Annotated in this window: 12 protein-coding genes and 1 riboswitch; all 12 genes read right to left on the reverse strand. The window is 38.2% G+C overall.

From position 1 onward, the window contains the following. Positions 1 to 8 precede the first annotated feature (8 nt). Entirely contained in the window at positions 9 to 1,199 is a 1,191-nt protein-coding gene (locus tag JR050_RS01205) for a PDZ domain-containing protein (protein ID WP_204201694.1), read from the reverse strand. 577 nt (positions 1,200 to 1,776) lie between these two features. Continuing rightward, positions 1,777 to 3,231: a S41 family peptidase gene (locus JR050_RS01210; RefSeq protein WP_204201695.1), complete on the reverse strand. Its 1,455-nt coding sequence runs from the start codon at positions 3,229 to 3,231 to the stop codon at positions 1,777 to 1,779. 303 nt (positions 3,232 to 3,534) lie between these two features. Continuing rightward, the gene (locus JR050_RS01215) at positions 3,535 to 8,883 is read right to left on the reverse strand and encodes an OmpL47-type beta-barrel domain-containing protein (protein ID WP_204201696.1); all 5,349 of its coding nucleotides are present in this window, start codon (positions 8,881 to 8,883) and stop codon (positions 3,535 to 3,537) included. A gap of 81 nt (positions 8,884 to 8,964) precedes the next feature. After that, positions 8,965 to 9,049: riboswitch (cyclic di-GMP riboswitch) on the reverse strand. Between the two features lie 243 nt (positions 9,050 to 9,292). After that, the gene (locus tag JR050_RS01220; RefSeq protein WP_204201697.1) at positions 9,293 to 12,793 is read right to left on the reverse strand and encodes a bifunctional 2',3'-cyclic-nucleotide 2'-phosphodiesterase/3'-nucleotidase; all 3,501 of its coding nucleotides are present in this window, start codon (positions 12,791 to 12,793) and stop codon (positions 9,293 to 9,295) included. A gap of 256 nt (positions 12,794 to 13,049) precedes the next feature. Continuing rightward, the gene (locus JR050_RS01225) at positions 13,050 to 14,729 is read right to left on the reverse strand and encodes a M4 family metallopeptidase (protein WP_204201698.1); all 1,680 of its coding nucleotides are present in this window, start codon (positions 14,727 to 14,729) and stop codon (positions 13,050 to 13,052) included. A 296-nt stretch (positions 14,730 to 15,025) separates the two neighbouring features. Then, the gene (locus JR050_RS20445) at positions 15,026 to 16,258 is read right to left on the reverse strand and encodes a murein hydrolase activator EnvC family protein (RefSeq protein ID WP_204201699.1); all 1,233 of its coding nucleotides are present in this window, start codon (positions 16,256 to 16,258) and stop codon (positions 15,026 to 15,028) included. Positions 16,259 to 16,498: 240 nt separating this feature from the next. Then, positions 16,499 to 17,392 carry a permease-like cell division protein FtsX gene (ftsX, locus tag JR050_RS01235; RefSeq protein ID WP_204201700.1) on the reverse strand — a complete coding sequence of 298 codons (894 nt, stop codon included), beginning with the start codon at positions 17,390 to 17,392 and terminating at the stop codon, positions 16,499 to 16,501. Continuing rightward, entirely contained in the window at positions 17,382 to 18,068 is a 687-nt protein-coding gene (gene ftsE, locus JR050_RS01240; RefSeq protein WP_204201701.1) for a cell division ATP-binding protein FtsE, read from the reverse strand. Before ftsE ends, ftsX begins: the two co-directional genes overlap by 11 nt. 299 nt (positions 18,069 to 18,367) lie before the next feature. Then, positions 18,368 to 18,706, reverse strand: a complete 339-nt coding sequence (gene cccB, locus JR050_RS01245; protein WP_204201702.1) for a cytochrome c551 — start codon at positions 18,704 to 18,706, stop codon at positions 18,368 to 18,370. Positions 18,707 to 18,761: 55 nt separating this feature from the next. After that, positions 18,762 to 19,628, reverse strand: coding sequence for a YitT family protein (locus JR050_RS01250; protein ID WP_204201703.1), 867 nt, complete (start codon positions 19,626 to 19,628; stop codon positions 18,762 to 18,764). Positions 19,629 to 19,905: 277 nt separating this feature from the next. Further along, a protein-coding gene (gene prfB / locus JR050_RS01255; RefSeq protein WP_204201704.1) for a peptide chain release factor 2 occupies positions 19,906 to 21,007 on the reverse strand; the annotation gives its coding sequence in 2 pieces (ribosomal slippage) (positions 19,906 to 20,934 and positions 20,936 to 21,007; 1,101 coding nt in all). A gap of 125 nt (positions 21,008 to 21,132) precedes the next feature. After that, entirely contained in the window at positions 21,133 to 23,646 is a 2,514-nt protein-coding gene (gene secA / locus JR050_RS01260; protein WP_204201705.1) for a preprotein translocase subunit SecA, read from the reverse strand. Positions 23,647 to 23,718 lie beyond the last annotated feature (72 nt).

The raw sequence follows: 23,718 nt of genomic DNA on the forward strand, positions 1-23,718 counted from the left end.
GCTCCTTTTCATCCTACATGTTCTTGTATCGCCAGTTTTTCATCATGAACAAAAAGCATACCTAATTCATGATGCTCTCCATCATAAAGTGCCCGCTGCACTAAACGCAACTCACCATTATGATCTTTCACTTCTAACTTCACAAACGCTGCATTTTTTTGCAATGAATAATAAAACTCTTCTACACTACTTATTGAATTCCCATTTACTTTTGTGATTAATTCTCCAACTTTTAATGCCATTTTTTCGGCTGGAGACTTTGGGATAATTCCTAGTATCACAAGACCTTGATCACGGCGAGAAAAAAATAAATGGTCGTCATCCTGAATACGTTGCTGCAGAGACATGAGCTCTCTTCCGATAATAGCTAGTAACGCAACTGCTAGTCCCATTAGTGGAATCCAGTACGTTGACACTGCTAACAATGTCATAAAAATAGCTAATGCCATCACACGGCGCCCTGTAAAATGAGTTGCTTCACTCGGTAATCCACTGCGTGTTCGTTGGAAAAATCCTATCCCAAACGGAACTAAACATAACGCATACGCTTCTTGACCAATTGCTAAAAGCGGCCACCAAGGAAAGAAAGACGTCACTGCTTCTCCAGGTAGTAAAACGAATACAGGAAGCATCCAAAGTCGATTCGATACATGCAAGCCTATCATTCTACCTCGTTTACTAGTTTCCAAACGAGGAGAGCTAAATCGCTTGCCATCCTTCATAATGAGGTATCCCTCTGCAAGTAGCAGCAAAGCTAGTAAACTACTAAGCGCTAACGGATTCATCGCTGCAATATCTGCTACCATCGTGTCGATTGTTGCTACCCCGGTTGTTAGATGACTTGCAAATAGAGAGAATAATAGAGTCAAGCCGACAACATAAGCCGGTGACAGTAAACGTGTCTTGAATGTCAACCCAAGTACTAGCGTAAGTGCCGCCAAGAGGACAAGAGCACCGAATGGAACAACTAGCCCAAGTGCGATTGTCACTAATGATACAATCAAGCCTGGAAGCAACCCTTGTGTCAGCATCGCCTTCGTCTCACTAATCATATCAAAAATACGAACGTGGAAAAACTTCCTCTCCTGCTTGACTCGATACATCCCCATCACAATCGACAAGATAATGAAAAAATAAAACAATGGATGAACAAAAAAGCGACCTATCCCCATTAATAATTCAAAAAACCAACTATCCATACTCGCTCACCACCTCTAAAACTAGAATTCAACTACTAGTTTTCAAACTTCCGATAATTATTATCTCTATTTTACCAAATCCTTCTTCATTCGTAATTGTTTTTTAATGGAAAAGTGAAAATGTGCCTGATATTTTGTTGGTTTTTGTTGTTTTGGGGTCTTTTGGGTAGATTTCCGCTAGTTTTGTTCTGGTGTTTGGGTAGAGTTTAGTAGTTTCTTGGCCCGTTTGCGTTGGTTGAGGTGGGGTTTAGTAGATTCTTTGGTGAGTTTGTGCTGGTTTTGGGATGGAGTTGATGTATTTGGGAAAAGTTTGGGGGATTTTTATCAGCGGGTTTAGATGGTTTTCGGCGAAGGTGGCCCTTATCGGCGAAAATGAGCAGTTTATCGGCGATTTTTGCACATTTTCCGGCGATATTCTATGATATATCGGCGAAAATGATAGTTGTTTCGGCGATTTTTCATTTATTCGGCGAACCCACAACCGTTTCGGCAAATCCACCTTAATTCTGCGAAGAACATGCATCTTCTCCCACATACAAAAAAAGGCACACCCCCTAAAGGATGTACCTCTCACACTTTATTTAAATAACGCCTTCATCGCCTCATCTAGCTGTGCATCGTTTTTCGGATCGCGCACTTTTTCAATGAGAAGTTGTTGCAGCTTACCAGCTGTTTCTTTTGTGACTTTTCCAGTCTCTTCAAGCTTAGCTGACTTTTGGAACGCTTTTACCGCTTCTTCTGTTTCCTTACTGAAGTAGCCATCGACACGTCCTGGGTCAAAGCCTAATCCTTTTAACATGATTTGAGCGTTTTTCACTTGTTCGTTGTTTGCATCTACTACTAAGTCTTTTTCAATGTTCAATGGATTTGCATAGAAGTATGCAGGCTGATTAACTGGGATTGTTGGTTCCACACCTTTTTCATGAATCCAGTTTCCATCAGATGTTAACCATTTAAAGAACGTTAACTTGATGTTACTTCCATCACCCATTGGCACAGCGTTTTGAACGGTACCTTTACCGAATGATTTCTTCCCAACTAACTCATAGCCACCCGCTTCTTTCATGGCAGCAGCCATAATTTCTGAAGCAGATGCGCTTCCTTCATCGATTAGAACTGTAATTGGATATGGCTTCTTCTCTGTAATTGAAGAGAAATAACGCTGCTTTTCACCTTTACGATCCTCAATTTGCACATAAGGCTTATCCTTTGGAATGAATAGCTTTAACATTTGCTCAACACTTTCTAAGTAACCGCCTGGGTTTCCACGAACGTCGATCACAAGCCCCTTCATACCTTTATCTTCTAAATCCTTCACTGCTTTTTCGAAATCTTGTGCTGTATCTTCAGAGAAAGATGTCACTTCAATGTAGCCAACATTTTTCCCGTCTACCTTTTTCATTTCAGGATAAACTGTCTCAAGCGGAATTTCATCACGTACAACAGGAATCGTCATGACTTCATTCACACCTGGACGCATAATATCCAACTTCACTGTACTGCCCTTTTCGCCGCGAATTTTTAAAACGGCTTCATATAAGTCAAGCCCTTCAATACTCTCGCCATCCACCTTCACAACTTGGTCATTTGGTTTCAAACCCGCTTTTTCTGCAGGTGAATCTTTAAATGGTGCAACAATTGTTACCTTCCCGTCCACCATACTAACCTCAGCACCAATTCCTTCAAAGGAAGATTCAAGGTTTGATGAAAATTGATCTGCCGTTTCTTTATCCATATATACTGAATAAGGGTCTTTCAGCTTGCCAATCATCCCTTCGATTGCACCCTCTATCAGTTCTTCACCTTTAATTTCCTCTACATAGTTCGTTGAGATAAGCTCATAAGCTTGCATCACTTTCTCGAAGCCAACAGGATCTTGCGCATCGCCTTCTTCTGTTTTATTCGATCCTGACTCTACCTTTGTTTCGTTACTAGCTGATTCATGACCAAACTGATTCATAACTAAGTACGTTCCACCGCTACCAACAAGTAAAGAAACTGCCATCAATAGTGCTGTGACTTTCTGGTTCATAAAACATCCTCCTCACCCAAGCTCCAAGTTCAAGTTATGTACTATTTTAAAGCTTTCTTATCCAAATTACACTTTTTTGTTTAAAAAAACACCACAACGAACTAAAGTGTGATGCTTTCTAGTCAATCTTATGCAGTGCTTGTACATAATATGAATAACTTCTGATTGAAATACAATAGTAAATATTTTCTACTAGTTAATGATAGTTTCCTCCCTCTGCCTTTGCAAGTAATAAGTGATAAACCATCTTGTTCCTAAACAACAAAGCAGTCCCCCGAAAAGTAGAGGACTGCTTTTGTATCATTATTTCTTAACGATGACTGTCGTATGACCTTTTACTAAATAGCCATCAACGTAACCTTCAAACTCTACCAATACCTCGGATGGTGTCCAAGTAAAATCAGATCTCTCAAATTTGAATTGGCCATTTTTAGCTTGGTTGTAGTAACCGTTGTTACTATTTAGAGCACTAACACCGTTTAGTGTCGCTGAATCTAGGTTGATTTTCCCTTTAAATTCAGCTGGTACATCAACACGAACTGTGAAGACTCCTTTGTTTCCTTTAATAACTTTTGGAGTTACTTCAATAGTAGCAGGAATATATACGTTGAACGTTTTAGAAATCGTTGATTGGTTTCCTACTTTATCAATTGCAGTTACATTGATCGTGTAAGTACCCGGCTTGTTTAGAGATAAAGTTGACCCATTTTCTACTTCTAAATCATTAACTGTCATAACTTCTGATGCCATTCCAGAAAGCTTGTCCGCAGCCTTGTAAGTTAACGTTACAGAGCTTCCTAATTCATATAGTTCATTTACATTCATTGAAAGTTCCGGAGCTGTTTTATCAATTTTGACTTCAACAGTTCGAACTGCTTCCCAGTTCCCAACATGATCTATTGAGAAGTAAGAGATTTCATTTACATCTTCTTGGTTAACTGTAAAAGCAGTTCCTTCCTGATAATCAGATCCATTGATTGAATAGTAAGTCAAAGCTGAACCACTATGTTCATCAGTTGTTGTTAATGTAACCTGTACATCATCCTTAGACCATTCTTCTGTTACATTTGAAACTGTAACGGGAGCGGTTTTATCGATCATCACATTTGAAGTTTGAGCTTGTTCAATATTACCCGCTTTATCTACTGAGTAATACGAAACTTTGCTTATACCTTCTTGTGAAACCGTAAAGCTAGTTCCTTCTTGGAAATTAGATTCATTAATTGAATAGAATGTTTTTGAGATACCACTATGTGCATCTTCTGCAGTTAGCGTAACTTGTACATCTTCATTCGTCCATGCCTCTGTGATAGTTGATTGTGTCACAGGTGATGATTTATCAATCTTCACGATTACCGTTTGGATATCTTCTCTATTACCTGCTTTATCAATTGAATAAAATACAACTTCATTTAAACCTTCTTGATTAACAGTAAAAGTTGATCCCTTTTTCAATTCAGAACCATTGATCGAATAATACGTTGCTTCTACTCCACTTAGTACATCAAGGGCTGTAAGAGTCACAGGTACATCATCTGTATACCAGTTTTCCGAAACATTTGATGCAGTAGTTGGAGCCGTACGATCCACTTTTACTGAAAGTGTTTTAGCTTCTTCCTTGTTACCTGCATGATCAATAGAATAGTAAGAGACTTCATTTGTTCCTTCTTGATCAACCGTAATGCTTGTCCCCTCTTGGTAAGCTGAACCGTTGATAGAATAGAATGTGCTCGATACTCCACTTAATTCATCTGATGCTGTTAGTGTCACTGTATGTGATTGACTGAATGCAGTAGTGATCTCGTTCGTTACAGTGGTTGGAGCAGTTTTGTCAATCTTGCTATAAATTGTTTTAACTTCTTCTTTGTTTCCTACTTTGTCGATTGAGTAGAACTGAACTTTATTTGAACCTTCTGCTGTTACAGTAATAGTTGTTCCTTCAACAAATGGTCCTTCATTTACAGAATAGAACGTCTTAGCAACTCCCGTTTCATCATCTGTTGCTTGCAATGTGATTGTCTGGTCGCTATTGACCCACTTCTCGTTCTCCACTGTCGTAGTTACAGGAGCTGTAGTATCAATAATTAGCTTTGCAAGTACAACATTAGATGGCGTGGATTCACCGAATGAATTACTATAGGATGTCACCACATATTCATGGTTTGCATAAGACAAGTTTTGAATTGTATAAGAAAGATTGTTAATTTTCTCTGCAACTAACACTTTTTCACCATCAATTATCTCATATAAATTATAACCATTTGCATACGTGACAAAATTCCACACAACGCGTGCACTAGTATCACTTAACAGCGTTAGGTTTGCCTCTGGAGCTTGCATTACCGGATACACAATGGTTTCTGTTACTTTGTTAGAAGGAACAGAATCAACAAATCTTGTACTGGATGCAACTACCTCAAAAGAGTGAGTGTCTTCTGATAAATTGTAAACCTTGTAGGTTAGAGCTGTTCCTTTATAAATCTGCTCTTTCCCTTCCTGGGTTACCTTGTACACTTTATATTCGTTTGCCCATGGTACACCTTTCCAGGCAAGTGTAATGTTATTTGCATTAAAAACAGTACTCGTTACAACTGGCGGTTGAACAATCGGCCAAGTTAAATTAAATATTAATTTACTAGATTCAGGTGATTCTCCAAAACGTGTACTAAATGAGTTTACCTCATATGTGTAATCACCTTCTGGCATATTTGTGAATGTAGTAGTTGTTGTGTTGTTAACAGTTCTTTTAAAAATCTTTTCTCCGTCTACAACTTGATAAATATGATATCCATTTGCATACGTTGATGCTGTCCAACTCAGTTTGATGTCATTTCCATTCACAATACTGTTTACCACCGTTTTAGGTGCTTGCATGATTGGATGAATTAATTCAAAACTAAGGTCACTACCTTCTGCTGATTCTCCAAAGCGAGAACTAAATGATTTCACTTCATAGTGATAATCACCTTCTGGCATATTGACAAATGTATAAAATGTACCAGTAACTGTTGTCTTCAGGATTTTTTCTCCATCAACAACCTGATAGATTTTATATCCAGAAGCATAGCTTGATGCACTCCACTGCAATTTAATATCATTTCCATTCACAATGCTTTTCACCAAGTTTTCAGGAGCTTGCATTGTTGGATGCACTAAGTCTAAGCTAATTTCACTACTCTCTTCTGATTCACCAAATCTATTACTATATGAATGCACCTCATATTGGTAATTTCCTTCCGGCATGTTCACAAAGGTTGTTGTAGTGGCATTAGGTAAGTTTCTAAGAAGAACTTTACCTTCCTCCGTTATCTGATAAACGTTATATCCTGTTGCATAAGAAGATGCATTCCAACTTAACTTTATATCGTTTCCAAGTAGAACAGTTTGGGTTAATCCTATTGGTGCTTCCATCTTTGGATGAACTAAAGTTAACTTTAATTCAGTTCCATCCACAGACTCCCCAAAACGGTTACTTACAGAACGAATAATGTAAGAGTGATCACCTTCTGGTTGGTTTGCGTATGTTACAGATTTAGTAGTAACTGTGCTTTTTAATACTTCCTCACCATTAATAAGCTCGTAAACTTTATAACTAGTAGCATAAGTAGCTGTGCCCCAACTTAACACTACATCATTACCATTTTGAACTTTATACGTTACATCTTCCGGGCTTTCCATTTCAGGGTGTACGATAGAAACTTGTACTTGTGAACCTTCAGGTGATTCTCCTAGTAAAGACGAATACGCATAAACTTCAAATGTGTAGTCTCCCTCAGGCATATTAGCCAATGTAAAGAACGTTCCACTTTGAGTTTTCTTTAATATTTTCTCACCATCTACAATCTGATATAGCTTATATTCTTTTGCATATTGTACAGAATCCCACTGTAATCTAATATCGTTTATATTCGCTAAAGAATACGTAAAGTTAGTAGGTGTTGCTAATGATTCCCCATTTAACGTAACTTCAATTTTAGTACCTTCAGCAGATTCACCGAAACGTGGAGAATAAGAATAAATTTCATACGTGTACGTACCAGCCATCATTGAAGTATAAGTAGTTTGGGTTCCTGCCAGATTTCTCAATAACTTCTTCTGTCCATTTACAATCTCATAAACTCTATACTGCGTTGCGTATTCTACAGCACCCCAACTTAACGTAAACTGTGTTGGATTATTAATTTCATTTGTAACATTTGGAGGAGCAACCATCTCTGGATGCGCTAATGCAAATTCTAGTTTACTACCTTCATCTGATTCACCAAATCGAGTACTATTTGAGTGAACTTCATACACATAATCTCCCTCAGCTGAGTTCGTGTATGCTACTGATGTTCCAGTCACTGCCGTTTTAAAAACTTTTTGCCCGCCAATGATTTGATACACTTTATAATTTGTCGCGTTAGTTACTGGATCCCAAGATAAAGTAACATCATTACCGTTTTGTATCTTATAGTTAAGATTATTAGGCTTCTCCATCACAACCGTTTCAACATTAACGGTCACACTAGCACTGTCTTCTGATTCCCCAAAACGAGAACTGTAAGCTTTAACGATAAAAGTGTAGCTTCCGCCTGATTGGTTTGTATATTTTACTGAAGTGCTAGTAACCGTACCCTTTAAAATCTTCTCACCATTCACTACTTCATAAACATAATAACCAGTAGCATAAGGTACAGCGTCCCACTTCACTGTAACGTCGTTAATATTGGACGTTTCAACTGTAACATTAGGAGTCTCTAATTTAATATCTTGAATTGTAAATGTAATCGCACTACCCTCAAGTGACTCACCAAAACGATCACTTACAGAGTATACTTGATAACTATAGTCACCAGCTGGTTGATTTGTTAGCTTAAAGTTAGTGGAAGTAACTTTATTGATAGACTTCTTTTCTCCATCAATTAATTGATAGACGTTATATCCAGTAGCATAGCTTACTGATTGCCATTTAAGTTCTATGTCGTTACCATTTGTAATGTTGTAGCTTAAATTTAAAGGATTAACCATTACTGGATGCACAACATCAACTTGTACTCCTTGTGAAAAAGGTGATTCACCATATAACGAATGAAAAGCTGTAATTTCGTAATGATATTTTCCTTCAACTGCATTTGTAATTGTATACGTTCTAGCAGAAGTGGATGTTACTAACGTTTTTTCCCCATCTGTGTTTACTTCATAAACATTGTATTTCTCAACATAAGGAGCTGCAGTCCAGTTAAGAGTTATGTCATTTCCATTTTTCATTACATATGTCAGTGACGTTGGAGCAGTCATATCTGGATAAGATATATTAAACGTAACTGGTGCATTCGGACCTGACTCTTCGTCATTTAATAGTGTTGTGACAACATAACTATACGAACCTTCCGCGAGGTTATTAAAGGTAAAGCTATTTGTCTTAGAAGTCCCTACTAGTAATAATTGACCTTCTTTGATTTCATATACATTGTATCCTGTTGCCCCAACTACCGCACTCCAAGTAAGCTTTATATCATCAGGAGTAAGCTCTTGATAAGTTAGATTACTGGGAGGAAGTAAAACTGAGTTTGATTCTGCTGCAAATGCACTACTAAACGGTAGTACTAGTTGGTACATAAGCATTAGCGCAACTAGGAAGGTTGGTAAATTCAACATCCTTTTACTCATAAATAATCCCCTTTCAAATTAGGAAAAAGACAATAAAAAAAGAACCCCGACAAGGTTCATAGTTTATGAGCTATGTTTCCTTGTGGTAACCGGCTACCTTCCATTTTCATGGGTCAGGCCCTTGGCTTTGCGTCTCATAGTTTCCTATGATTTGCCTTTTTCACTAGAGTTATGTGACTTTAACTCTATGATACTGTTAATAATCACATCCTGTGAATAGACCTATATACCTATATTTATGATTATTTTACTATTTTTCCTTCTACCTCCTCTTTATAAACTATTGACTTCTGAACTATTTATAAAAAGAAGTCTACGATTATTATCGGTCCACAGCAGAAACTTTTCATAGAACTCAAACATTTACCAATAAAAAAGGCACTGCCCAAATGGACAGTGCTAATTTTAGTTAATTCAATCTTTGAATACGACCTTCAGCCTTGTATTCAAATGGCTTTGGAAGTGATTTGACATATTCCATTGTAGCTTCAAGATCACTTGGCCCAACTTCAATATTTGTAGCTCTAGAACTGAAAACTTCTTTTCCTGACATATAGTTGTTAACAACAACACTGTATTCTTGATTTGGATCTATCTTGCTTCCATCAGGAAGGAACATATCCACAACTTGCCCTGTTTTCGTTGTATCCTCATAAACGTACGTATAAGTGAAGCCAGCAATGTGATAGTCTAAACCTTTTGCTGTAATTTGATCGTTCATAATGTACAGTAAGTCTTCACCACTTAAGTTCAACTTAACTAATGTGTTACCAAACGGTTGAACAGCGAATAACTCTCCAAATGTTACGTCACCAACATCAACAGCAGAACGTACTCCTCCACCATTCATTAAAGCCATATCTGCATTCATCACATACTTCATGCCATCTGCAAGTAAGTTACCTAGGTTTAGGTCACCAAACTGACGACTAACAGTTGGGTACCCTTTTTCAAGAGCTGTTAGGGTTTTTCCAACAACCTCAGCCTTTATTGGTTCTACTTTTGCTGCATACTTTTGCATAATCGCAGCTACTGCTGGATCTGGAGTGTATTGATCTTGAAATACAGTTACAATTTCAGCCGTTTTCTTAAAGATATCCCCAGTATATGGATCAATTTCTAAATCAACATCTGAAAATGCAGATCCATAAGAGTATGCTTGTACAATTAACTTGTTGTCTACTAATCTATTTACCTTCACGTGATTATGTGCTGCAAAAATCACATCAACCTCATCATTTACTTTTTCTGCAATTTCACTTACGTCAAATGCATCTGTATATCCTGTTTGTGCTGCTGGATTATGAGCTAGAACGACAATTGCTTCTACACCCTGACTCTTAAGCTCAGCCGTATATTTATTAATGGCTTCTACTTCATCTGTAATCTTTAATGATTCATTACCTTTTCTTACAATCATATCAGGAGTTTCTTGAGTAACTACTCCAATGATTCCAACCTTTTGACCACCGATTTCTTCAACTGTATATGGTTCTGTAATTAATTGACCATTTCTAGTGTCATAGGCATTGGAAGCTACAACCGGAAAATCCATTCCGTCATAACCTGTTGTACCGTTTGGATGGTCTCCACCATTAATCATACGGTTTAACTCATCGATACCTTCATCAAATTCATGGTTACCTAACGTACCTGCATCAAAGCCTATTGCTTCAAGTACTTCAATTGTCGGCTCGTCTTGGAATAAAGCAGAGATTAACGGGCTGCCCCCAATCATATCACCTGCATGGACCATAAATGTATTTGGATTTGTTGCTTCTTCTTGCTTGAGTGCAGCAGCTAAATATTCAGCCTGTCCTGCAAAAGAAGTTCCTACTTTAGTAATGGTATCTAATTGACCGTGTAAATCATTTACTCCTAGTAATTGCACTTGTACTCCGCGGTTTAAATCTAAATTGAAGATACCGAAACCTTTTAAATCAGTTCTTCCAGTATACGTGATATCTCCACCAGCATATTGCTCTGCTTTTGGTGAAGAAGTGAATGTTACATTTACATCTTCAGAAATCGGAGCAATAGACCAGTTTTGGTCAGCTGTTGGTGTGATTTCCTTCATTTCAGAAATGTAATCCATCAAGATTTGACGGTTTTCATCTGCAGAGTCAACAACCATTTCGCTTCCTTTAACTCCAGGGAAGTTACCTCCACCACCAGCACGGTAGTTGTTTGTAACAACAATAAAGTCTTGGTTTGGATCTACTGTTTCACCGTTGTACTCTAAGTTTACAACACGGCTTGAATCAGGGTTAATGACTGCACCAGTTGGTGAATATTTAGGTGCTTTTGTTACATCGATTTGATACGTTACACCATCAATGATATCAAAATTATAAACTGGGAAACTATCATTTAATAAAGGTTGTTCCGTTGTGATAGTAGGATCAATTGTGTTGAATTTCCCTGCAGACATTTCAATCCATTCTTTAACGACAGATCCTTTTACTTTAATTGCTTTTAATGTGTTGTCATACAGGTATAAGTCACCTGCACTACGAATCGTTAAGTCACCTACTTTAATTTCTGTATATTCCTCAACACCATTACGACCAGCTTTGAACGGAGCACCTACAGATAATATAGGTAGATCTTTATATTCAGGTTTATTTAATGCAACATACTTTTCAACAAACCACTTTTGCGCACTTGTCACAACCTGAACAGATGGATCATCTTGCACTAAAGCAAAGTAGCTGTAAATATCATCTGTTGTTTTACCAATCGGTGTATTTACGTACTTAATTGTTGCTTCATGATCAGCTTGAACAGCTTTTAGAATGGCTGCATCAGGTTGGACAGTGTCAATTGCTCGAGTTGAAGATTGTGATTCAGCAACTTCCCACTTGCCTCTTACCTTCTCCAGAGTTAAATCAATAAGACCAAGAGCTCCTCCACCGTAACCAGCCTGAACAGCAGGTACTCCATTTATTGTTCCTTTTAAATAATCAACGCCAGGTAACGGTTGACCGTCAGCATCTTTGAATAGTGAATCTAGTGATTTTAAATCTTTTGCAGGGAATACTTTATGAGTATGAGAAAACGTAATTGCGTCAATTCCCTCTACTTTACTTAATGCATAAACAGCATCCTCTGTATTTGATACGTTTCCATTGAAACCAGAGTGAGCTTGTGCAATAATCACATCTGCTCCTTCTTCAAGCATTTGCGGTACAAATTTGTTAGCGGTTTCAACAATGCCTTTTGTAATTACTTTTCCATCTAAATGAGCCTTGTCCCACTCATTCACTTGTGGTGGTACAAAACCAATAAATCCTACTTTAATTACTTTTGTTTTTCCACTTTCATCTGTTACCTTTTTGTTTACAATTTTATATGGAGAAAATTGATTTCTATCATTTTTTGGATTGTTATCTTTGTCATCTACATATACGTTAGCATTTACAAATGAGAAGTTTGCATCATCATATACTTCATCTAAATAGTCAAGGCCATAGTTAAACTCATGATTTCCTAGAGTGGCCATATCGTAGCCCATCATATTCATTGCCTTGATAGCTGGATGTACTTCTCCCTCTTCTAGTGGATCAATCTTTGCTTTGTAAGTGCCAAGTGGAGTACCTTGTATTAAGTCTCCGTTGTCAACTAAAACAGAGTTTTCTACTTCTTGTTTTGCTTGTTTTACTAATGTTGCAGTCTTAGCTAATCCAAGCTTAGGAGCAGTTGCATTTTTGTAATAATCAAAGTCTACTAAGTTCGTGTGAATATCTGTAGTCTCTAAAATACGAAGCTCGACTATTGAAGAAGCTTTCTTGTTACTTGCTGTCGGCTTTGCAGCACTAACATAGCTAGTCATGAATGGAGTTGCTAAAATACTGAATGCAAGTGTACTGGACAAAATCTTTTTTGCATTGATTTTGCTGCGCTTTTTCATGATTGATCCATCCTTTTAGTTTATTGAGGAGAGAAATCTCCTCTAGTAATATAGCAAATTAAAAGAGAGATAGATATTAAGAATTTGTAAAATACGTTATTTTTGGTAGAATATACCTAAAGCCTATTTCTCTGCACATTACTTTCTATCTATAAATTTCGTAAGAAAAGTAGTTTTTTGTCTAAATTTATCAATAAAAGTTAAAAATATTTTAGCAAATAAAAAAAACACCACCCTAAAGGGCAGTGCTTTGATTCTAGTAAACTCCTACATTGTTCCAAGCAGACTTTACCACATTGTATTCTGTTGAAGTACTTCCATATAAATCGGCTGCTGCTTGAAGTGTTGCAGCACGGGCTGCACTAAAGTTACTAGTTGGACCTAAGTAACGAGTAAGTGCACGGTAGTAAATTTTTTCAGCTTTTGTAGTACCTAAACTACTAATCACGTAGTAACCAGCTTTGTTTGGAATACCACTGTTAATATGAACTCCACCATTATCTGCTGTTGTGTTGTTATAGTTATTCATATGTGCAGGTTGTCCATAGCGAGTTGGGTCGGATACGCTACGCAGAGCATCTCCGGAGATAGAAGGTGTATAAACATCTTCTCCAATTAAATAATCCGGTTCTACGAATACAGCAAAAAGGTCAGACATTGATTCATTTAGTGCACCAGATTGATTTCTGTACTCAAGTCCTGCCGTGTACTCTGTTACGGCGTGAGTTAATTCATGTGCCACTACATCAAGCGCACCAGATAGTGAGCGGAATTGAGAACCATCGCCATCCCCATATACCATTTGCTGACCATTCCAGAAAGCATTGTTATAGTTAGAACCATAGTGAACGGTTGAACGAATCGTTGCACCTGCATTGTTAAAGCTGTTTCGGTTATGTTTATTTTTGAAGTAGTCATATACCTTACCTGCATAGGCATGTGCATCTACATCTGCACGTTGAGTTGTGCTTGTAAATTTATTATCTGCATCTACCGAGTATGAACCTGGTAAGCTTGACCCATTTCTAGCTGTAAAAGTCTCAATTACTCCGTTCATTGCTTTCGTTGTATCAAATAAATAATACGTGCCGTTTGAATAATACGTGTTTAGTGTTTTTGAATCTCCTAATACCCCTGTTCCAGATCCTGTTGTTGCATACTCTGCTGCTGCGTTATAGGAATCTATCACACTACCATCTTCTGTATTGATATATACCTTCCAGTTTGCTGGATATGGATGGATAAATTGAAGAGTTACTTTTTCAGCAAGATAGTAGTTCCCTTCGAATTGATATAAGACAGTCTCAGAAGAAGTTGTTGTGTTATCAACATGTGAATGAAAATCTGGCTCTTGAGCTGCACTTGGGTCCTCTACCTCTGTCTCTTCAGGCTTAACGTTAATAGATTTCCATGCTAGTTTTGTTGCTTCATCTTTCGATAGATTAGAAGTTGCCTTCCCTTTATAGTCGAACATGACTTCTGGTTGGATATCTCCATTGATGGCTGAAATTACACCATTTTTGTCTGTATGTACCATAAAGCTTGTACCATCAACTGGTACATTTTTATATTGCTGTTCATACTTATAGTGAGTCATTCCTAATTCATCAGTCTCCTGGCTTATTAACACTAGGTCAAGATGTGGATCAAGCTTGTAAATATCTTGGTTTGCCTTAAGATATTGCTTAATTTCCTTCTCAGTTTTAATCCCCTTTTCAGAAACCTTACCGCTCACAAACATCGGTACATCTTGATCAGCCTTCCACGTAATGTTTACATGATCTTTTGCTAGATTTTTAATCTTAGCTTCTACTGCCTTCTTGTTGTTTTCTTTTACTTTCTTTTGTGGTTCTGAATCAGCACTTTGTGCAATGGCTGGAGCAGTTGTACTCAGCGTTAATCCAAGAGCTAATAATATTGCTGCTTGCTTTTTCATCTAGTATTCCTCCTTGAAAAAAGTTTTTGAAATATTTCTACAACATCATAGCAACGAACTTGGAAGTTGTGTATTGGGAAAAACAGAGCGAAAAAGTAGAATAAAACTATCTTTTGAGGAATAACTTGAGCAACCGTGACGATAGAATTAGTAGTTTGGGAAATTATGTATTCAAAGTATTAAGATAAAAAACCAGTATAGGGAAATTACACTATTTACCTCGCACATTTGGTTGAGCATTTGTCAAAAAGTCTTTCATTGCATAAAAAAAGAGCCAACCGAAGTTAGCTCTTTTCTTAAAAGTTCACATAATTTCTTGGGTTTCGTGCATTTGACTTACTCCATCCACCTACATGGATTTCGAAATGTAAGTGAGGCCCCGTTGAACGGCCAGTGTTCCCCATGTATCCAAGAGTTTGACCTTGCCCAACGGCTTGTCCTACAGAAACACTGCGGCTTTCCATATGGGCATATACAGTCGTATAAATTTTGCCATTCATACTATGAACAACGTATACAACATTCCCATAGCTTGAAGAGTATTTAGACGTACTTACTGTACCTGCTGCAGCGGCTACGATTGGTACACTACCACCACGTTTTCCGATATCAATTCCGTTATGCATACGTCCCCATCTTGGTCCGAATTCAGATGTTACAGGGCCTGCCGCCGGGCGGATGAATCCAGTACTAGATGGTGAAGGATTTGTTACGGTTTGTCCTGCTTGTTTCTGCTTTTTTGCTTCTTCTTCAGCGCGCTTAATACGGGCAAGTTCTTTCACTATAGCTGCTTTTTCAGCGGCAATAATTGCAGCCTCATCTTCAATATCATGGATTTCATGTTGCATTTCTTCTTGCTTCGCTTCAAGTGTACCCATTAAGCTCTGCTTTTGCTTTGCTTGTGCTTTTTGTGTAACTAGTAGGTTTTCTAACTCACCTAAACGAGTTTCTAAACTTTGAAGTAATTCTTCTAGTTCATTCTTCTTTTTCTCAACTAGAGCTTTGTCTTCTTCATGTTGTTTAATGATATCTTTATCCGCTTTATAGATCGTAGAAACAGCTGTTGCACGGTCAATGAAGTCACTGAAACTCTTCGAGCCTAGTAAAACTTCTAAATATTGAACCATACCACCAGTGGCTTGCAGTGTTTTTACACGTTCCTTTAATAGTTCGTTACGCTCAGCAATACGTGCTTCCACTACTTTAATTTCTTCTTGTGTTTGAACGATGCCTTCTTCTGTTTTAATAATTTCAGCTTCTTGTGTTCGGATATTGTTACCCGTTTCAGCTTGTGCTAAATCTAACTGCTTAATGTCTTGATTTAATTTATCAATTTGAGCTTCTACCTGCTCAAATTCACCTTTTTTCTCATTCAATTCGGATTTTACTTCGGATTGTTTTTTTTCTAATTCTTTTTTCTGATTGTTTAAGTCTGACTTTGTACTTGCTGCTACTTCACTATAGCTTGCTAAAGACATCGTACTAACTGTTACAATGGCAACAACGAATGTTAATAATTTTCTCCTCAACGTCAAAATCCTCCCCGAGATAAGCTTTTTCTATTTATCTATCATTCTTATACTTTGGCTATGTTAAACAATAATGTTGATCTCCGCGTGCGGCACTCGCTTTCCGCGGGGTTGGCGGTGAGCCTCCTCGTCGCTATGCTCCTGCATGAGTCTCACCTGTCCAACTTCTCCCGCAGGAGTCTCGCACCTTCCACTACAATCAACATACAGCTAAAAATCCACACTGTACTTTAACAGGGCCTATACTTTAAGAAACTTACGAATCGAAACTAAGCTTCCCCATACTCCAATGAACGCTCCAAGTGCGATAAGTAAACCACTTAATTGGAATATAAATGGAGAGACTGGAAGTAATGTGAAGAATGTTCCTTCTAACTTTGGATTAGCTGTTGTGAATATATAGCTATAACTCCAAACGGTAATAATGATCGGAATGATTGATCCGATTACACCAAGTAACAAACCTTCAATAAAAAATGGCCAGCGAATGAAACCGTTCGTCGCTCCCACAAGCTTCATAATCTCAATTTCTCTTCTTCTCGCTATAATCGTAATTTTAATTGTATTTGAAATAAGGAACATGGCAGTGAAAAGCAGACCTACAATAATCGCAACCCCAATATTTCTTGCGATTTCAAATCCTTTAAATAGCTTCTCTACAGTGCCTTTTCCGTAAAGAACCTTCTCTGTGTGATCGAATGTTTCAATTTGTTTTGCAACCTTCATCACCTGTGTCGGTTCTTCTGTTTTTACAATGTATACGTCATTAAGAGGGTTGTCCTGCTCAAACAACTCATAAGCTTGTCCTTCTTCTCCCATGCTTTCAATTAATTTATCCAATTGAGCATCTTTAGAAGAAAACGTAACTTTTTTTACTTCAGGTAATCGTTCAATTCTTTGTTGTAATAACTTGATGTCATCTTCGTTTGCACTAACATCAATGTGAACACTAATCTCAACATCAGATTCAATTGTTTTTGAAAATTGATTTAAGTTCATCATAATGGCAAGAAAGCTACCAACTAATAGTAGCGTCACGGTTACCGCACTTACTGATGCAAATGTCATCCAGCCATTTCGAAAGATGTTTTTTACACCTTCACGCATATGGCGCACTAACGTTCTAGGATTCATAACCGTAATCACCTCGCACTTCGTCTCGGGCAATTTTACCGTTTTCAATGGCAATAACACGCTTTCGAATCGTGTTTACAATTTCTCGGTTATGCGTTGCCATGACAATCGTTGTACCCCTAGTATTAATTTCTTCAAAGATGTTCATAATTTCCCATGATGTTTCAGGGTCAAGGTTACCTGTAGGCTCGTCCGCTATCATGACCTTTGGATTGTTCACGATCGATCTGGCAATTGATACACGCTGCTGCTCTCCACCAGATAATTCATCTGGTAAGAAGCGTGCTTTATGCTTTAAACGAACTAGATCTAAAACATCCATCACTCGTCTTTTAATATTCTTTGGGCTCTCTTCAATAACTTCAAGGGCAAATGCCACATTTTCATATACCGTTAATTTCGGTAAAAGCTTAAAGTCCTGGAACACAACCCCAATGTTACGGCGTAATAATGGAACCTTGCTTTCCTTTAACTTTCCAAGGTTGATATCATTAATTCTAATCGTTCCTTTTGTCGGCTTTTCTTCACGGTACATCATTTTAATGAACGTAGATTTACCCGCACCACTCGGACCAACGACATACACAAATTCCCCTGGATTGATTTTTACATTTATACCGTTAACGGCAAGTACACCGTTAGGATACGTTTTATATACATCTATCATTTCGATCATTTGTTATATCACCTGACTTTTTGGAATTGTAATAAGGTTCTTAGAAACCTAGAAGAAACAAAACATAATTCCTATTATATTTCAAAACGTGACATCATTCGACAAAAATTAGAAATTCACGTAAATTTACCAGTACACTTTACATCTGTTTTTATTATAACACCAAAAATCGTCATTTTTAGCTAAAAAATATTACATTTATATTTCAACATGCATATTTTGTATATTTTTGTATATAATAGTTGGCTTTGTTCAAAAAAAGAAAGAGTGCTGCCCTATAGACAACACTCTCTTTAACCTTATTTTTTGCCAGCTAACCAAGCGGCAACGGCTTCGGCCTCTGCACCTTGGATAACTCCTTTTGGCATGTTTCCTTGACCGTTATGAATAATGTTTAGGATTTCTTCTTCTGAATACTTGCTACCTACCTTTGTTAAACCAGGACCCATTCCACCTTGCAAGTCCCCACCGTGACATCCTGCACAGCTCTTTTGGTAGATTGGTTCTGCAGCTGTTGTTTCAGCTCCTGATGTTTCTCCACCAGCTGATTCGTTCGGCGATGCTTCTTCATCTCCGCCACCACAAGCTGCGAGCGTTAACATTGCACCAAATAAAATGACCATGAACGTCTTCTTCATTTAATAAATCCCCCTAGGTATCATGTCGTGATTATTTTATCTTAAAAGTATTTTTTTATGTATTTTTAAATCCTTCTCCGAGCACTTCTGAAGCATTCGTAACAATTACAAATGCAGAAGCATCAACACGTTTTACCGTTTGTTTCAATTTCGTGAACTCTGACTGTTGAACGACACACATTAAGATCGGACGTTCATCATCTGTATAGCCACCATAAGCAGACAGTCTTGTCACTCCACGATTTACTTCAGTGAAAATCGCTTGTCTAACTTCAGCTTCCTTATTTGTAATGATAATTGCCATCTTTGAATAACCAAAACCAACTTGTACAAGGTCAATCGTTTTACTTGTTACAAATAAGGCGATTAGAGCATATAATCCAAGCTCGATATCAAACACAATAGCCGCAGTTAATACAATCAATCCGTCAATCATTGCTACACACGTACCGAGTGAGAAACCCGTGTATTTGTTCACGATTTGAGCGGCCAAGTCTACTCCACCAGTAGATGCTTTCCCTCTGAATACAATTCCAAGACCAAGACCGACTCCAATACCTCCAAATAAGGCGGCAAGTAGAGGATCTGTTGTCGCTGGTGCCATGTCATTTGTAAGATACACGACCCATGGTAAAAATAGAGTTCCTAACAAACTCTTCATACCAAATGCTCGTCCAATGATAATAATCCCTGCAAAGAAAAGGGGAACGTTTAACGCTAATTGAACAAACGCAGGCTCCCAGCCCAATGTTGCATCCAGGATCGTACTAATCCCACTTACCCCACCAGACGCAATTCGATTCGGTAATAAAAATAAATTAAACGCCAATGCAACAATCGCAGAACCAACTAATACATATATGTACTCTAATATCCAACCAAACGGCTCTCCAATTGCCAACCTCTTCTGCCTATTTCCCATGCTGAAACCTCCCAAAAAACCTTTTATATAATTATAGACTTTAGCCCTTTAAAGGAGTGGGGGACAGGCCCCCACTTCTTTAAAGCGTTAGTGTGTGAATATGTATATTTGCCGGTAGTGAGTATATCATGACCGTTTTGTTTTGTGAATGGCAGTCGTTTGACGTGTTAAAGGGGTAAATCGTTAAACAATAAAGCCTTTTCTTTAGTTTGCTTCATTGAATGAGAATTTAGGCAAAAATAAACCCCTTATCTTTTGATAAGAGGTTCGAATTCTATTATTGTAGCTTAGAGCGAAGGTACGCGTCGATAAATCCGTCAAGATCTCCATCCATGACGCTTTGTGTGTTTCCGATTTCGTAGTTCGTACGATGGTCTTTCACCATTGAGTATGGATGGAAGACATAGGAGCGAATTTGGCTTCCCCAACTAATATCATTTTTCTCTCCGCGAATTTCATCAAGCTGTGCTTGCTGCTCTTCAATTTTCCGTTGATAGAGCTTCGCTTGTAACATCTTCATCGCACGTTCACGGTTTTTAATTTGAGAACGTTCTGTTTGACACGTGACAACTGTATTAGTTGGTGTATGCGTAATACGTACCGCAGAGTCGGTCGTATTAATATGCTGTCCACCCGCGCCACTTGCACGATACGTATCAATCTTCAAATCTTCCGTACGAATATCAATATCAATTTCCTCATTAAACTCTGGCATAACATCACACGATACGAAAGACGTATGACGGCGACCTGATGAGTCAAATGGAGAAATACGTACTAAACGATGTACACCTTTTTCTGCCTTTAAATATCCATAAGCATTATGTCCTTGAATCAGTAATGTTACCGATTTAATCCCTGCTTCATCTCCTGGTAAGTAATCAAGAGTTTCTACTTTAAACCCTTTTCTTTCTCCCCAACGCGTGTACATACGAAGCAGCATCGAACCCCAGTCTTGTGATTCCGTTCCACCAGCACCTGGGTGTAATTCTAAAATTGCATTGTTTTTATCATACGGCTCACTTAATAGTAGCTGTAGCTCAAAATCGTTGAATGATTTCGTCACAGTTTTCACTTCACTAATTAACTCTTCCAGTAAATCAGCGTCATTCTCTTCTTTTAAAAGCTCATAAGTGACATCAAGGTTTTCATACGACTCTTGAAGTTCATTAAACTGGTTAACATGATCCTTTAACCCGTTTGCCTCATTGATGGTGGACTGAGCAGCCTGCTGGTTATCCCAAAAGCTTGGCTCACTCATGACCTCATCTAACTCCCTGATTCGTGCTTCCTTCTCTTCTAAGTCAAAGAGACCCCCTAAAGTCTTCTAAGCGTTGTTTCATTTTCTCTAATTCATGTCTAATTTCTGATAATTCCATATCCGTTCACCTCATGAAAAAATTCAATTTCATTAAAAAGCCTATGCACCCGAAAAGGGGCATAAGCTTTCATCTACCTTTTAGTATATCCATCCTATAACCAATAGTGCTCAAGAAAAACAAATCTATGCATTCGCTCCACAGCATTGCTTATACTTTTTCCCACTACCACAAATACAAGCGTCATTACGACCAATATCTACACTTTTCGTAACTGGCTTTTTCTTAGGTGCTTCACCTTCAGCATTCGGGATAACAGCCTGACCCTTTGCAACCTCTTGACGCTCTAAGTTATTGCGGATTTGTGCCTTCATGACATACGTCGCCACTTCTTCTTCAATTGCCGAAATCATGCTTTCGAACATCGCGAAGCCTTCCATTTGGTATTCACGAAGTGGATCAATCTGGCCATATGCGCGTAAATGAATACCTTGACGTAATTGATCCATCGCATCAATATGATCCATCCATTTACTATCTACAGCACGAAGAACGATAACCTTCTCAAACTCACGCATTTGCTCAGGCTCAAGTTCAGCCTCTTTCTCATCATAACGCGTACGTACTTTTGTATAAATATATTCAGAGATTTCCTCTGCTTCTTTACCTGTTAATTCTGTTTCTAGCAGCTCACCTTCACGAAGTAAGTTCGCCTCTACAAAGTCAGCAATTGCTTTTAAGTTCCACTCTTCTGGCTCATCACTAGCTGGGCAATGTGCTTCAACCGTACGGTCAATCGTTGACTTAATCATCGCTTCAACCACTTCACGTAGGTTCTCTGAAGCAAGTACGTCATAACGTTGTCCATAAATGACTTCACGTTGTTGACGCAGAACATCGTCATATTGCAGGAGTTGCTTACGAGCATCAAAGTTATTTCCTTCAACACGCTTTTGAGCAGATTCAACTGCACGAGAAACCATTTTACTTTCAATCGGTTGTGTATCGTCCATTCCTAGACGTTCCATCATTGCTCGCATATTATCAGAGCCAAATCGGCGCATTAACTCATCTTCCATTGATAAATAGAATTGAGTCATACCTGGGTCACCTTGACGACCCGAACGACCACGCAACTGATTGTCAATACGACGACTTTCATGACGTTCTGTACCAACAACTGCAAGTCCACCAAGCTCTTTAACTCCTTCACCAAGCTTAATGTCCGTACCACGACCGGCCATATTTGTTGCGATGGTTACCGCTCCACGTTGACCTGCTTCTGCGATAATATCTGCTTCACGTTCATGATTCTTTGCATTTAACACATTGTGCTTAATGCCCTTTTTCGTTAAATATTTCGAAATCAATTCAGACGTTTCAACCGCTACTGTACCAACAAGTACTGGCTGTCCGTTCGCATGAAGCTCAGCAATACGTTCTCCAACGGCACGGAACTTGCCATCAATCGATTTAAAAATTAAATCCGGCTTATCATCACGAGCAATCGGTAAATTCGTTGGAATCGCCACAACACTCATGTTATAAATATTACGGAATTCCTCTTCTTCCGTTTTCGCTGTACCCGTCATACCTGACAGTGTCTTGTACATACGGAAATAGTTTTGGAACGTAATCGTTGCAAGTGTCATACTTTCGTTTTGAATTTCTAGACCTTCTTTTGCCTCGATTGCTTGATGAAGACCGTCACTATAACGACGCCCCTTCATTAAACGACCCGTAAATGAGTCAACGATAACAACTTCTCCGTCTTGTACAACATAGTCTGTATCACGGAACATACTTGCATGCGCTTTTAGCGCTTGGTTGATGTGATGAAGGATCGTCACGTTTTGCAGATCAAAAAGATTTTCAAACCCAAAAGCTTTCTCTGCTTTTGTAATTCCCTCTTCTGTCAACTGAACAGCCTTTGTTTTCACATCATACGTGTAATCTTCTTCGACCGTTAAATTACGAACAAAACCGTTCGCCTGAATATATAAAGTCGTCGATTTACGAGCAGACCCTGAAATAATTAATGGTGTACGCGCTTCATCAACTAAAATCGAGTCAACCTCATCGATTACCGCAAAGTTTAACGGACGCTGTACCATATGTTCCTTGTAAAGAACCATGTTATCACGTAAGTAATCAAATCCTAATTCATTGTTCGTGCTATATGTAATATCCTTCGCATAAGCTTCTATCTTTTCCTCGCGTGACATTCCAGTTAAGTTTAAACCAACTGTTAATCCTAAGAAGTTATATAACTCTCCCATTTCAGTTGCATCACGATTTGCTAAATATTCGTTTACTGTTACAACGTGAACACCTTTTCCAGAAAGAGCATTCAGATAAACAGGCATGGTAGACGTTAACGTTTTCCCTTCCCCTGTTTTCATCTCTGCGATATTTCCTTCATGAAGGGCAATACCCCCCATTATTTGCACAAGGAATGGACGCTTTTCAAAGACACGAGTTGAAGCTTCACGTACTACTGCAAACGCTTCTGGCAAAATTGAATCTAGTGATTCTCCTTTTGCAATACGGCCTTTAAATTCTTCTGTTTTTTCACGTAATTGATCATCCGATAACTTACCAATATCCGCTCCAAGAGCATCCACTTGATGGGCAATCTTTTCATATTTATTTACTTGGCGTTGATTACCATCGAACACCTTTTTTAACATTCCAAGCATCGAAAACGCTCCTCTTTGTCTGAATCTTAGTTTTGATTACTATAATTTTACCATTATCTTATAATCCTTGCC

Source organism: Bacillus suaedaesalsae, assembly GCF_016890225.1.
Classification (GTDB): domain Bacteria; phylum Bacillota; class Bacilli; order Bacillales; family SA4; genus Bacillus_BS; species Bacillus_BS suaedaesalsae.